General features: G+C 72.3%; 8 protein-coding genes. 5 read left to right on the forward strand and 3 right to left on the reverse strand.

Features of this window, described 5'->3' with window-relative positions; translation table 11 throughout:
- Positions 1-122: 122 nt before the first annotated feature.
- Together ACPPVO_RS33860 and lanKC are read right to left on the reverse strand one after the other, a co-directional pair.
- Positions 123-275, reverse strand: a complete 153-nt coding sequence (locus tag ACPPVO_RS33860) for a SapB/AmfS family lanthipeptide (RefSeq protein ID WP_426502604.1) — start codon at positions 273-275, stop codon at positions 123-125.
- Positions 276-289: 14 nt separating this feature from the next.
- Entirely contained in the window at positions 290-2,959 is a 2,670-nt protein-coding gene (lanKC, locus tag ACPPVO_RS33865; protein WP_426502605.1) for a class III lanthionine synthetase LanKC, read from the reverse strand.
- A gap of 306 nt (positions 2,960-3,265) precedes the next feature.
- On the opposite strand from lanKC, the gene ACPPVO_RS33870 reads away from it, so the two are divergent.
- A complete protein-coding gene (locus ACPPVO_RS33870) occupies positions 3,266-3,583 on the forward strand; it encodes a hypothetical protein (protein WP_426502606.1) in 318 nt (105 codons plus the stop codon).
- Between the two features lie 135 nt (positions 3,584-3,718).
- Here the strand turns inward: ACPPVO_RS33870 and ACPPVO_RS33875 are convergent, their stop codons facing one another.
- On the reverse strand, positions 3,719-3,907 hold the full coding sequence (locus ACPPVO_RS33875; RefSeq protein WP_426502607.1) for a hypothetical protein: 189 nt from the start codon (positions 3,905-3,907) through the stop codon (positions 3,719-3,721).
- A 7-nt stretch (positions 3,908-3,914) separates the two neighbouring features.
- On the opposite strand from ACPPVO_RS33875, the gene ACPPVO_RS33880 reads away from it, so the two are divergent.
- The 4 genes from ACPPVO_RS33880 to ACPPVO_RS33895 all read left to right on the forward strand — a co-directional run bounded on the left by ACPPVO_RS33880 (position 3,915) and on the right by ACPPVO_RS33895 (position 14,059).
- Positions 3,915-4,241: a hypothetical protein gene (locus ACPPVO_RS33880; RefSeq protein WP_426502608.1), complete on the forward strand. Its 327-nt coding sequence runs from the start codon at positions 3,915-3,917 to the stop codon at positions 4,239-4,241.
- A 178-nt stretch (positions 4,242-4,419) separates the two neighbouring features.
- Complete coding sequence (locus ACPPVO_RS33885) at positions 4,420-6,960, forward strand: S8 family serine peptidase (protein WP_426502609.1); 2,541 nt, start codon at positions 4,420-4,422, stop codon at positions 6,958-6,960.
- Entirely contained in the window at positions 6,960-9,515 is a 2,556-nt protein-coding gene (locus tag ACPPVO_RS33890) for a S8 family serine peptidase (RefSeq protein WP_426502610.1), read from the forward strand. Before ACPPVO_RS33885 ends, ACPPVO_RS33890 begins: the two co-directional genes overlap by 1 nt.
- On the forward strand, positions 9,515-14,059 hold the full coding sequence (locus ACPPVO_RS33895) for a DUF6603 domain-containing protein (protein WP_426502611.1): 4,545 nt from the start codon (positions 9,515-9,517) through the stop codon (positions 14,057-14,059). Before ACPPVO_RS33890 ends, ACPPVO_RS33895 begins: the two co-directional genes overlap by 1 nt.
- Positions 14,060-14,091: the final 32 nt, after the last annotated feature.

Consider the following 14,091-nt stretch of genomic DNA (forward strand, 5'->3'; position numbering starts at 1 on the left):
ACGGTAGCCGATCCGCCGATGCCTGATGCCTTCCAGCGTCGGTACCGTGAACGACGAGGTTGTCAGCGGCCCCCGGACACGTCGGATGTCCGGGGGCCGCGACTCGCCCGCAGGGGCGAGGACTAGTGGCAGCTGGTCAGGCTGAGCGAGCTGGCCGCGCAGACGAGCAGGCTCGCGGTGCTCTCCACGCCGCAGCCGGTGCTGCTGGCGGAGCCACCGCCGCCACCGCCGCCGTTCTGGGGGATTTCCAAGCCCTGCAGGTCGAGAAGCGCCATGTTGACACTCCCTTTCATGAGGTTGTTACCGACAACTCGTGCCGGGGCGGCACGAGAATCTGGGACGGCCCGGGTCGGGCCGAGGGGTACGCGGGCCGGGCGCCCGCAGTGGGCGCGACCAGCGGCAGGTGGACCGGTCGGTCGTGCAGGGCCGCGCCGACGGCCAGCAGTATGCCGGCGGTACCGGTCGCAAGGTCCATCGACAGGCGCAGCAGCTGATCGCCGGGAAAGGCGACGCCGCCGCCGAACGGGATGGCGTGCCAGGCCAGCCGCCGCAGCTGTGCGGCGACCTGCGGGTCGTCGTCCGGCGCCGGGGACCGCCCGGCCAGGTACAGCAGGATCCCGGCCCGTCCGGCGAACAGCCCGGACTGGACGTACAGCCTGGACTCGGCCGCGCGGCGGATCGCCACGCTGGCCTCGGCGAACTCCTCGTCCCACCGGCGGGCCAGGTAGGCGTCGAGTGCCATGCCGACACCGACCGATCCGAGGGCGAGGTACGGCATCGTCCGCCACCCCTCGTTGACCTCCATCGCGCCGCTGTCCCGCACGATGCAGCGGCGCAGATCCTGGCGCAGCGCGACGGCCGCCCGGTCGAGGTAGCCCTGGTCGTGGGTGTCGTCGTACGTCCGCATGAGGAACATGGCCGGGCCGGACGAGCCGCGCAACAGCCCGGCGTGCGGATGCGGCCGGCCGCTGAGCTCGGCGACCGAGTCCGCGTCGCCGAGGCGTTCGCCGATCAGGTCCGCGGCACGCCGGGCCGCGTCCCGCAGCCCCGGCTCGCCAGCACGGTCGGCAAGGTGGGCCAGGTTGAGCCCGATGCCGGCAAGGCCGCCGAACAGGTCGAGCCCGAGCCCGGTCCAGTCGTCCTTCAGACACATGTCGACGGCGTCCAGGGCCGCCTGGCGGTGACCGAGGTGATCGAGGGTGAACGCCACCCCGTGCAGCCCGTCGTATAGACCCAGCATGGTGCCGGGCGGGGGGCTGCCCGCCCGCCTGAGCAGCCACTCCTCATACTCGTCGAACCGTCCGGCTCCGGTAACCGACAACGCGTACAGGACGCCGGCGGCGCCGTAGGCCAGGCCGAGCCCGCCGAGACGGAACTGCTCGATGTCGCCCGGGAACAGCCGGTCGTCACGGTCGGTCGAGGCACTGGCGACGATCGCGCGGACCAGTCGCTCGCGCAGGTCGGGCCAGGAGTCGCGGTCCGGTTCGAGGCGGAGCTGAGGCGGATCGGCAGTGGCGTCCGCCGGCGCGAGGGTCCCGCCGATACCGCGGGTCGCGGCGCCGGCCGGGTCACCGCCGATGCGGCCGATCGTCTCCACGGCCTCGGCGAGGAACTCGGGCGCCACCGGGAAATGCTCGGCGATGACCTCGGCGAAGTGCGTGACTTTCGTTCGCGACAGCCAGAGGATCTGGGTGATCGGCAGGAAGAGCGCGAGGCGGAGACAGGCAAGCGCGTACCGGTCGCGGTCCACCCCGACCACGCGCGCGGGTGGCGCGAAGCCCTGGTTGCCGAGGCTGGGCGGGGCGTTCTCCGCGATGAGCGTGGCGGTCTCGAAGTCCAGCAGCACGATGTCGCCGCTCCCGGCCCGCACCATGATGTTGAACAGGTGTAGGTCGCCGTAGACCACGCCGCGCTCGTGCATCGCAGCCACCGTGGTCTCCACCTCGCCGTAGATCCCCATGGCCCAGTCGGTGTAGGCCGCGAAGTCCTCCGCCGTCGAGCTGACGTTGATCATCGGGTACCGGCGGACGAGCTCCGCCCGCAGCGGCGTCCCGTCCACGTACTCCATCGCCATGAAGTGGTGCTCGCCCAGCTCGAATTGTTCGTAAGCGACCGGGATTCCGGCAACGCCGGCGAGCCGCCGGAGCATCGTGTACTCCCGCTCGATCCGAGCGACCGCGTCCGCACCGGTGCCGTCCAGCCCCGCGTGCGGGCGGCCCTCCTTGAGCACGATCTCCGCCCCGGTGCGGGAGTCCCGCCCCCGGTAGAGCCCGCCGCCGTTGGAGAAGTGCATGACCTGCTCGATCGTGTACGGCATGTCGGTGACCGTGACGGCGTTGCGGGCGGCCAGGTGCGGTACGAGAAAGTCCGGGAGCTCGACCCACGGCGGCACGTAGAAGACTGGGCCGCGGCGGTCGGGCACCAGCGTGCCCTCGCCGTCCTCGATCGCCAGGACCACCTGCCCGGCATCGTCGACGCAGTGCCGGGCTTTGTACCCGCCGTACCGCGTGTAGAGCGGGCCCGCGTTCCACCGCAGGTCGCTGAGGATGTATGGCCCGGGCTCGCCGTCGAGCTGCTCGCCGAGCTCACGGAGAATTGTTTCACACGCCGTGTCATCGGGAGGATAGATGGTTACGAGCTTGCCGCTGTATCCGCGAGGCGCGTATTTCGAGCTGCGCAGCCACAGGACAGCCTCGGAGCGCAGAAACTTGAACTCGATATTCTTGGGAACACAGTACCGCCACACCGCGTCCAGCACCTTCTCGGCATTGTCCAAACACGCCGAGACGTGAATCTTCCAGCCCTGGCTAGGCACGTTGAGCTGGTCCGGAACGTAGACCAGCCAGTCATCCTGCGCCTCCTGGCGCCAGCCCACGGGAAGAGCACGATCGGCAATGACGAACGATTTGCCGGCGGTGCGCTCGGTGTTCAGCGCTTCGTAGAAGAGTGGACTCGCCATGCAAAACGCTTCGTATTGATCGTTCATACCGCTCCCCCTTTCGGTCGGCTCGTCGCGACGTGGCATAAGTATCGACTCATCATTCAGCCAACTACTAGGTGTAATTGGTCACGCCTTATTAAGTAACGCGGCACCACCGATTAGGGAGAAACTCACGACTCACAGGACCGATCGATCATGTAAAATTCCGCAGCGCGGTCGACGACACCCGCCCCACCTGCGCCGATCGGCCGAACCTGTCCCACGGACCGGTTGCCGAGCCGCCGCCCACCACCGCCACGCCGGCACGGTGCCGGGCTGCACCGAGTGACCTTCGTCGACGATCACGACGTCGCCGGGGACACCCGCGTGCTGCAGCTGGTCGAGGATCGATACGAGGTCGTCGTCGGCGAACCGGCCGGCGATCGCGGCCAGCCCGAGGGCCTCGTCGACCGGGCCCGGGCCGAGCGCGGCAAACAGCTCGATGGCCTTGTCCATCTTCGACTGGACCCTGGCCGCGCCACTGGCGCCAGCCTCGATCAGCCACCGGCGGGCGCCTTCACCCAGTCCGAGGAACGCAACCTCCTGCGGCGTTCCGGCCCGTGGTCTCGCCCGGGGCAGATGGCCACCCGGGTGGACGGGTAGTGGTGGTCGAGGATGCGCGGGTTGCCCGTTGTCGACAGTGCATGCCGGGCGATCTCGGCCAGCCCGGCATGCGTCCGGGCGACGACCTGCGACTGTCTGCAAAGCGCGTGGCCCTTACACGTCCTAACAGAATGATCACTTGATGAGTCGGCGGTAGCAGATGATGGAGCAGGCGAGGCTCATGAACGCTTCGTGGATGTCGTCGCGGGTTTCCCAGCGGATGTGTAGGCGGGCGGCGAACGCGGCGGTCGGATGGATCACCGGCGCGACATCGACACCGACGAGTCCGCCGACGGGGCGTCGCTGAGCGGCGACGGTGTCCACATGCCAGGTGTTCATCGCACGGCGACGCATTCGATCTCCACCTGGGCGCCCGGCGGCAACGCGGCGGACCTGCCCCCTCTGGCATGACGCGACCAGCGACAGCGGCCCCTTCCTGTGGATCGGCACCCACCTCGACGACGCCGACCCGATCGTGCACGCCGCCGCCAGGGTCCAGGTCGGCGTCACCGCCGGGCGGACGCTGACCCCGACCGACCGCTGGAACTCCCACATCCGGATCGCCGTCACCGCCACCGATGCCGCCCTCGACACGGCGGTCGAACGACTGCAGGTGATCCTGCCCCCCGGCCGGGATGGAACGCAAAGGAACGAATAGACCGATGTTCCATCCCGTTCCATTCCCAAGATTTAGTTGCCTCGAATCGTGAATTGATCGTGTCAGCTTAGTGGCAGCCCTTGACCTGATTGACGGATAACGTCGGCCCGTGGCAATTCCCCGTAGTGAATCCACCGCCGAGATAATTCGCAAGCTCGACAGTCGGCTGTCGTTCCGGATGGCTGACCGGACCGAGTTGGACGACCCCAGCGAGCGGGTCGTGGTGCTGGTGCACACCGACGACCTCGCGGCGGCCGAGGCGGCCGGGCTGTGGACCGACTGGACGGCCGGGCCGGTCGCGCGGGGCACGGTCGCGTACCGCGACCTGGCCGCGCTGGCCGCGCTGGACAGCGTCATCCAGGTCGACGAGCCCAAGACCGGCCGGCTGCTCATTCACGACAGCGTCCCGGAGATCCGCGCCGACAAGGCGCGCAAGATCCCGCCCGGTTTCAGCGGCAAGAACGTCATCGTGGGGGTCGTCGACACCGGGGTCGACATTTTCCACTTCGCATTCCGCAAGGACGACGGCAGCACCCGGATCGTGTCGTTGCTGGATCAGACGATCGAGCACCATTTCGAGATGACCGGCAAGCCGACGGCCGACTCCACCTTCACGCTCCGGTTCACCGGCCCGGCGCCGAAGGAGGGCGCGGCCCGGCCGTTCCAGATCACCGGGCCCATCAAGGTGACGTCGACCGCGGCCGAGTTCCAGGCCGTGCTGGAGGCCCTCGACATCATCAACCCTGGTGACGTCACCGTCGCCGGCGGACCGCTGGGGAGCCAGCCGATCGTGGTCGACTTCGTCGGCCGCTACGACCCCCGGGTGGTCGCGAGCGAGCAGATCACGTTCGACATCGCCACGAACTTCAAGTTCCTGCCGACCGATCCGCCGCCGGAGCTGCACTACACCGTCGGCAAGGTGTTCACCCAGGCCGAGATCGACGCCGCGTTGCGGGCGAACGACGAGACCTTCCCGTCCAAGGACCGCCTGGGGCACGGTACCCACTGCCTGGGCATCGCGGCCGGCGACGGCTCGCAGGCCGGCGCGTCCGACAAGGAGTTCTGCTGCCACCACGCCGGCTACTACATCGGGGTCGCGCCCGATGCCGACCTCGTCGTGGTGAAGACGACGCTGCAGAGCGACGACTGGGTCCGCGGCGCCCGGCACACCTTCGACCAGGCCTGGCGGCCCGCCGGCGCACCGTTCAAGCCCGCGGTGGTCAGCATGAGCTTCGGCGCCCAGGGCAGCGCCCACGACGGCACCGACCCCGCCGAGGTCGCGCTCGACGCGCTGGTCGCGGCCCGTCCCGGCCGGGCGATCGTCGCCGCGGCCGGTAACGACGGCAAGTTGGTCGACTTCAGCAAGCGGCCGCACGACCAGTTCGGCGGCGGCATCCACAGCGCGAAGAAGGTCCTGGCCGGGAAGCCGATGACGTTCCGGTTCACCGTCGAGGAGGGCGACCGCGACCCGGACGGATTCCAGATCTGGTACGGCGGCGCCGGCCGGCTCAACTTCCGGCTCACCACGCCGGACAACCAGCCTTCGGCCACGATCGTGCCGGTCCCGGACACGACCGACCCGACCAAGCCCGACCCGACCCAGAAGTTCACGCTCGCCGGGCACGCGGTGCGGGTGCAGTCCGTGCTGAACCGGGCGCAGAACAACAAGCACCGCATCGTGCTCGATATCGCGCCACCGGCGGGCGGCACGATCGCCGTGGGGACCTGGACGATCACGCTCACCGAGACCGCCGGCACCGACACCCCGGTCGACTGCTGGATCCAGCCCCAGGCCACCGACGCACACGCGCGGTGGATCACGCCCGACCAGCGGCGCGAGAGCACCGTCGAGATGCCGGCCAGCGCCAAGAACGTCATCGCGGTCGGCGCCTACGACCCGTCCAACGGTCAGCTCGGCGACTTCTCCGGCCGCGGTCCGACGCTGGACGGGGAGGGGCGCATCAAGCCGGACATCACCGCGCCGGGCGTCGGCATCGTGGCGCCCAAGAACCTCGCCCGCGACAGCTGCTGGCGCCCGGACTGCTGCGTCAATTTCTACACCCCGGAAGACGGCACGAGCTCGGCCGCGCCGCACGTGGCCGGGACGGTCGCGCTGATGTTCGAGGCCAACCCGAACCTCACGTTCGCGGACGTGTTCACGAACCTCACCTCGACCGCCCGTCGGCCCGACCCGGACCCGACCCCGAACAAGCCGAACAACGACTGGGGCTACGGCAAGGTCGACGCCGAGGCCGCGGTACGCAAGTCGCTGCCCGCGACGCCGGGAGCGCCACCCGCCCCGGCGGCCGCGGCGGTCACCGCCCGCGCCGACACGTACCGGCCCACGGCGGAGCGGCTCGAAGCGCTGCGGGAGCGGGTGCTGGCCAGCCCGACCGGGCGGCTGCTGTTCGCGCTGGTATCCGAGCACGTCGATGAGGTACGCCGGTTGGTCAACACCGACCGCCGCAGCCTCGTCGCCTGGCACCGCATGCACGGCCCCGGCCTGCTGCGCGGTCTGCTCGGCCGCTACGACGACGAGGTGCCGATCCCCGCCGAGCACGACGGCCGGCCGGTGCCGGACGGGCTCGGCCGGCTCCTCGACGCGCTGGCGGGCGCGGGCAGCCCGGCCCTGCGCGAGGCGATCGACACCCACCGGGCGCTGCTCCTCGCCGTACCGGGTGCGAGCCTGGCCGACCTCGACCTGCTGGAGGTGCACTGATGGCGCCCCCGAACCAGGTCCTGCACAAGCTGGACGGCGACCTGGCGTTCCGGATCGCCGACCGCGCCGAGTCCGGCCACCCCGCCGACCGGGCGACGGTCCTCGTCCACGTCGTCGGTGACCTCGCCACCGTCGAGGCGGCCGGCCTGTGGACCGAGTGGACGATCGGCCCGATCAGCCGCGGCACCGTCGCGTACGGCGACCTCGAGGCGCTGGCCGCGCTCCCCGACGTCGAGCGGATCGAGGTGCCGCGGCGCTCCCGCAAGCTCCTGCACGAGAACGTGCCGGAGATGCGCGGCGACCGGGCCCGCGAGGTCCCACCGGGGTTCAGCGGCAAGGGCGTCGTCGTCGGCGTCGTCGACCCCGACATGGTCGACATCTTCCACCACACGTTCCGCAAGCCCGACGACACGACGCGGTTCCTGGCGTACTTCGACCAGACCGTGCACCACCAGTTCGTCGTGACCGGCCCGGTGACCGGCGGCACCTTCACCGTCACGTTCATCGGACCGGCCGCGTCCGGGGCCGGGCGGGTCGCCGAGACCACCGACCCGATCAGCATCCCGACGACGGCGGCCGCGTTCCAGGCCGCGCTGGAGAAGCTCAACGGCATCAACCCCGGCGACATCGCGGTCACCGGCGGGCCGCTGCCGGGCACGCCCCTGGTCGTGGACTTCATCGGCCGGTACGACCCCGCCGTGTTCGACGGCGGCCGGCTCGTCCTGCTGCTGGAGCAGGTCACGCTGATCCCGGGCCACGACCCAGCGCAGACGATGGTCAAGACGAGCGGGCGCGCCTTCACGGCCGACGAGCTCAACGCGGTCCTGGCCCAGAAGAACGACAAGTTCGTGTCGCTGCACCCGGCCGAGCACGCCACCCACGTCCTGGGGATCGCGGCCGGTAACGGCTCGCAGGCCGGCACCACCCCCGGCGGCGACTGCTGCCGGCGGGCGGGCTACTACGTCGGCGTGGCGCCCGACGCCGACCTGGTCATGGTGCGGACCACGGGGTTCATCGACGACCTGGCCCGCGGGGCCCGGTTCGTCCTCGAGCAGCCGTGGCTGCCGGCCGGCGCGACGCGCCAGCCGGCGGTGGTCAACATCAGCAACGGCAGCGAGCTGTCGGCCCACGACGGCACCGACGCGGTCGAGAAGGCGATCGACGCGCTGGTCGAGGCGGCCGCCGGGCGCGCGGTCGTGGTGGCCGCGGGCAACGACGGCCAGCTGTTCGCGGACAACCTGCCGGCCGAGCGCCTGCCCAAGACCGGCGGCGCCATCCACAGCACCAAGGACGTCCCGGCGCACGGCACGCAGGCCTTCCATTTCACCATCCGGGGCCAGGACCTCGAGCCGGACCTGTTCGAGCTCTGGTACCCGGGCCCGGGCAGCCTCAACATCAGCTTCACGGCTCCGGGCAACGCCCCGAGCACCCCGGTCCCGCCGAAGTCGGGCGCGGTACGGCTGTCCTACGCCGGGCACACGCTGCGCGTGCTGTCCACGGTCGGCGAGCCCCAGAACGGCCGCAACCGGATCACGGCGACAATCGTCCCGCCGGACGGGCAGCCGATCGCGCCGGGGACCTGGACGTTGCGGCTCATCGAGACCGCCGGCACCATCGCGACGGCCCACTGCTGGATCTCGTCCACGGAGGGCGACCCGCATCCGCGCTGGGTCCGGGCGGACCAGGAGCAGTCGGTCACGGTCAACGCGCCGGCCAACGCGAAGAACGTGATCACGGTCGGCGCGTACAACATCGCCGACGGGCAGCTCGCGGACTTCTCCGCCCGCGGCCCGACCCTGGACAACCGGATGAAGCCCGACCTGGCCGCGCCCGGGGTCGGCGTCGTGTCGGCCAAGAGCGTCGTGCGGCCCGGCTGGCTCACCTGCGACTGCTGCGCCGACTTCTACCTGCCGGAGCTGGGGACGAGCACGGCGGCGCCGTTCGTGGCCGGCACGGTCGCGCTGATGTTCCAGGCCAACCCCGCGCTCACCTTCGGACAGGTACGCGACATCCTGCACGCCACCGCCCGCAAGCCCAGCCCGGACCCGGGGGTGCCCGACAACGCCTGGGGCTACGGCAAGCTCGACGCCGAGCAGGCGGTGCGCCGGGCCCTGCCGGCCGCGCCGGCCGGCACCCCGGTGACCGTGTCGGCCAGCGCACGCGCCAGCACGTTCCTGCCCCCGGCGGAGAAGCTCGAGGCGCTGCGGCAACGGGTCGAGGCCAGCGCGACCGGGCGGCTGCTGCTGGCCCTCGCCTCCGAACACATCGACGAGGTACGCCGGCTGGTCAACACCGACCGGCACAGCCTCATCGCCTGGCACCGCATGCATGGCCCGGCCATCCTGCGCTCGGCGCTCGCGACCTTCGCCGACGAGGTACCGATCCCGGCCGACCACGGCGACCGGCCGATCGCCGACGGCCTCGGCCGGCTGCTCGACGCCCTCGCCGACGCCGGCAGCCCGGCCCTGCGCCGGGCGATCCAGGACCACCGCCCGCTGCTGCTCGCCGTTCCGGGCGCCCGCCTCACCGACCTCGACCTGCTGGAGGTGCACTGATGGCCACCCCGGCCGGCACACTGGAGATCCTGGCCCGCGAACTCGCGATCGCGTTGCAGCCGCTCGAACAGCGGCTGGCCGCCGACCGGGCCGACGGGTTCCTCACCGACCTCGGGCTGCGGCTTCCTCCCACGGTACTGACGGCGGTCGGCGCGCCGATCGGTGTGCTGGCCCAGCAGGCCGCGGCGCTCACCCCGGTGCTGCAGGCCCTCGCGACCGCGGTCACGGCGGAGGACAGCGCGGCGATCGTCCGGGCCGGCGTCGACCTGCTCGGCCGGGTCAAGCTGGTGCTCGACGCGATCAGCGCGCTCGGGCCCGCGGTCTCCGCCGCGCTCGGCGCGGCCACCGGCCTCCCGGCCGACCAGAAGGCCGAGCTGCAGGCGCTCGCGACCGAGCTGCCCAAGCGGCTGCTCGACTTCGTGCTGATGTCCTATGTGGAGGGCAAGAGCGCCGACGCCATCCCCACGCTGCGGTTGCTCGGCGTCGTCGACGACACGCCCCAGACGACCGACCCGAACGACCCGGTGCAGCTGCCGGTGCGGCACCGGGTGCTGCACCTCGACCGGCTCGTGTCGTTCTTCACCGACCCGGCGACCTGGCTCGCCGACGCCTACGGATTCGGCACCCCGGGCTTCGACGGCCTGACCCTGTTCAGCCGGATCGGCGAGCTGCTCGACGTCCTCGACCTGCCGTCGCTGCTGCTGGCCCCCGCCGGCGGCCCGAACGCCCTGGAGGCGTTCCTGCTGCGCTTCGCGGTCGACCCGGCCACCACGCCGCCGTCGCTCAGCACGCGGCTGCGGATCCCGGCGTCGTTCGACGTGTCCCAGAAGCTCGCCTCGGGCGCCGTCTGGTCGGTCGGGTTCACCGCCGCGTCGCGGTTCGAGGCCGGCCTCGACGCGCACATCACGCCCCCGTTCGCGCTCACCGTCAACGGGCTCGACGGCAGCGTCCAGCTCGACGTGTCCCTCGACTTGACCGCCGAGCGCGGCGGCGCGCCGATGCTCCTGCTCGGCGTGGCCGGCGGGTCGCGGGTCGAGCTGACGAAGTTCAGCGCGTCGCTCGGGGTCCGGGCCACCGCCGCGGCCGACGGCAGCGTGCAGACCGAACCCTTCGCCCGGCTCGCCCTGGAAGGCGGCCGGGTCGTGGTCGACCTGTCCGACGGCGACGGGTTCCTCACCAGCGTCACCGGCGGTGGCACGATCGAGGCCCCGCTGACGCTGTCGGCGTCGTGGTCGCCCTCGGGCGGCCTGCAGCTCGACGGCGGCTCGCTCGCGGTGTCGCTGCCGCTGCACCTGAGCCTCGGCCCGGTCGACGTCACCGCGCTGACCCTGGCCGCCGGGCCGCCGGCCGCCGGCGCGCTGCCGATCGAGGTGTCCGGCAGCTTCATCGCCACCCTCGGGCCGGTGACCGCGGCCGTCGAACGCGCGGGCCTGCAGATCGTGCCCCGGTTCACCAACGGCAACCTGGGCCCGCTCGATCTGTCGGTCGGGTTCAAGGCGCCCACCGGCGTCGGGCTCAGCGTCAACGCCGGGCTGGTCGCCGGCGGCGGGTTCCTGTCCTTCGACCCCGCCCGCGGCGAGTACTCGGGCGCCCTGGACCTGGAGTTCGCCGACTTCCTCGCGCTCAAGGGCATCGGGCTGATCAGCACCCGCAACCCCGACGGCTCGCCGGGCTTCTCGCTGCTCGTGGTGCTCACCGCCGAGTTCGGCAGCACCGGGCTGCAGCTCGGGGAGGGGTTCACCCTGCTCGCCGTGGGCGGCATCCTCGGGCTCAACCGCTCGATGAACCTGCAGGCCCTGGTCGAGGGCGTGCGCACCGGCGCCGTCGAGTCGGTCATGTTCCCCAAGGACGTGGTGGCCAACGCGCCGCGCATCCTCAGCGACCTGCGCTCGTTCTTCCCGGCCGAGGCGGGCAAGTTCGTCGTCGGGCCGATGGCCAAGCTCAGCTGGGGCACCCCGACCGTGATCAGCGTCTCGCTCGGCGTGGTCATCGAGATCCCCGGCAACCTGGCCGTCATCGGTGTCCTGCGCGCGCAGCTGCCCGACGCCGACCGGGCGCTGCTGCGGCTGCAGGTCGACTTCGTCGGCGCGCTCGAGTTCGACAAGCAGCGGCTCTGGCTCTTCGCGCAGCTCTTCGACTCCCGCATCCTCACCATGCCGCTTAGCGGCTCGATGGGGGTGCTGGTCGCCTGGGGCGACAACCCCGACCTCATCGTCACCGTCGGCGGCTTCCACCCGGCGTTCCGGCCGCCGCCGCTGCCCTTCCCGGTGCCGGAGCGGCTCACGGTCGACCTGCTCAACAGGAGCGGCCAGCTCATCCGGGCGTCCGGCTACTTCGCGATCACCAGCAACACCGTGCAGTTCGGCGGCGAGGTGCAGCTGAAGCTCGGCTTCGACGGCTTCGGCATCGAGGGTCACCTCGGCTTCGACGCGCTGTTCCAGTTCTCGCCGTTCCGCTTCGTCGTGGCGGTGCACGGCCGGGTCTCGCTCAAGGCGTTCGGGGTCGGGCTGTTCCACATCGACCTGCGCTTCGCCCTCGAAGGCCCGGCGCCGTTCCGCGCGCACGGCCGCGGCTCGATCGGCTTCCTGTTCTTCGAGATCTCGGCCGACTTCGACATCACCTGGGGCGAGTCCCGCGACACCACGCTGCCGCCGATCGACGTCCTGCCGCTGCTGGCCGCCGAGGTCACCAAGGTCGAGGGCTGGCTGACCCGGCTGCCGGCCGGTCGCGGCGCGCTGGTGAACCTGCGCCAGCTGCCGCCCGGCGACGGCCTGGTCCTGCACCCGCTCGGCACGCTCGTGGTACGCCAGCGGGCCATCCCGCTCAACGTCCGGCTCGACCGGGTCGGCGCCCGGCGGGCCCGCGACGGCCGCCGGTTCGGCGTCACCCCGCTCGACGGCGGGGCCCTGCAGCAGGCCGGGGTCACCTCCGACAAGTTCGCGATGGGGCAGTTCCAGAACCTCAGTGAGGCGCAACAGCTGTCCCTTCCGGCGTACGCCGACCAGGACGCCGGTCTCGAACTGGCCGGGCGGAACGGCGAGCTCACCTCGGTGCGGGCGGTCCGCCGCAGCGCGCGGTACGAGGCGATCGTCATCGACAGCACCCGCGCCCACGCGCTCGCCGGCACGGTCGCGTCGGCGGCGCCGGCCCGCCCGCGGCCCGCGCCCCGCCGGCTCACCACCGTCAGCCCGGCCGTCTTCGGTCAGCTGCTCACCGGCAGCAGCACCGCCCGCTCGGTGCTGTCCCGGCAGGACGCCGGGGCCAAGCAGCCGTTCGCGGCCGCCGACACCGTGCGGCTGGGCGGCGGCCGGTTCGTCATCGCCTACGTCCGCAACAACCAGCAGGCGTTCCCGCCCACCCCGAGCCTCGGCGCGGGCGTGGCGGCGGCCTCCTTCCGCAGCCAGGCCGCCGCCGAGGACGCCCTCGCCGACTGGATCAAGGCGGCTCCGGGCCTGGCCGGCACGCTGCACGTCATCCCGGCCGCCGACGCCTCGGCCCCGCTCGCCGTGGCCAACACGTGGTCGGCCGGCGGCGCGCTGCCGTTCGCCGCGGCCTGGGCGACGGCGGACGCGCCGGTGGTCCGGCTCGGCGACGGGCGGCTGCTGGCCGTCTCCGGCGGCCAGTCGGCACTGTTCGACCCGGTCCGGACACTGTGGACACCCGGCCCGGCACCCCTGCACGTCCACGATGGACACACGCTGACGCTGCTCGACGACGGCCGGGTGCTGGTCGCCGGTACCGACGCCGAGATCTTCGACCCGCGCACCGGCGGCTGGACCGCGACCGGCCCGTCCGCCACCGGCCCCGAATACCGGAACCACTCGGCGACCCTGCTCGGCGACGGCACCGTCCTGGTCGCCGGCGGCACGGGCGGCGGGGATGCGGTCACCGCGGCGGTCCAGCGCTTCGACCCGCACACCGGCGCCTGGGCGGCGGCCGACCCGCTGACCGACGGGCGGGCCGCGCACCAGGCGGTGCTCCTCGACGACGGCCGGCTCCTCGTCGCCGGCGGCGTCGTCACCACCGGCGCCGGCGCCCGCCGCGCCACCGCCTACTGCGAGCTGTTCGACCCGGGCACCGGCCACTGGACGCCCACCGGCTCGCTGGCCGGCGCCCGGGCCGGGCACTCCGCGACCCTGCTGCCGGACCACTCGGTGCTGGTCGCCGGCGGCGACACGATCGGGTTGCGCCCGGACGGGACGTTCAGCGCCCGCAGCCTCGCCACCGCCGAGCGCTTCACCCCGGCCACCGGCACCTGGCACGCCGCCGCGGCGATGCCCGGGCCCCGCACCCGGCACCGGGCGCTGCTCGTGCGCACCGGTGAGGTACTGCTGACCGGCGGCACCAGCGGCCCGGGCTTCACCGCCGGCTACCGCAGCGTCGTCGTCTACGACCCCGGGCACGACCGCTGGTCGCCCACCGGCGGGCTGGTCAACGGCCGCCGCGACCACGCCGTCGCGCAGCTCACCGACGGCCGCATCGTCGCCACCGGCGGCCTGGGCGGCGACGACCCCACCGCCGGAACCGAGGTGTTCACGCCGTGAGCCCCGCCACCGCCGGCGGCCCGGCCGGGGAC

Origin of the sequence: Dactylosporangium sp. McL0621 (assembly GCF_049995355.1) — a bacterium.
Taxonomy (GTDB): domain Bacteria; phylum Actinomycetota; class Actinomycetes; order Mycobacteriales; family Micromonosporaceae; genus Dactylosporangium.

Excerpts from the sequence above, each read along its gene's own strand:
- ACPPVO_RS33890 (WP_426502610.1), top strand. The coding sequence starts at position 6,960 with ATGGCGCCCCCGAACCAGGTCCTGCACAAGCTGGACGGCGACCTGGCG.
- ACPPVO_RS33860 (WP_426502604.1), bottom strand. The coding sequence starts at position 275 with ATGGCGCTTCTCGACCTGCAGGGCTTGGAAATCCCCCAGAACGGCGGC.
- ACPPVO_RS33885 (WP_426502609.1), top strand. The coding sequence starts at position 4,420 with ATGGCTGACCGGACCGAGTTGGACGACCCCAGCGAGCGGGTCGTGGTG.
- lanKC (WP_426502605.1), bottom strand. The coding sequence starts at position 2,959 with ATGGCGAGTCCACTCTTCTACGAAGCGCTGAACACCGAGCGCACCGCC.
- ACPPVO_RS33895 (WP_426502611.1), top strand. The coding sequence starts at position 9,515 with ATGGCCACCCCGGCCGGCACACTGGAGATCCTGGCCCGCGAACTCGCG.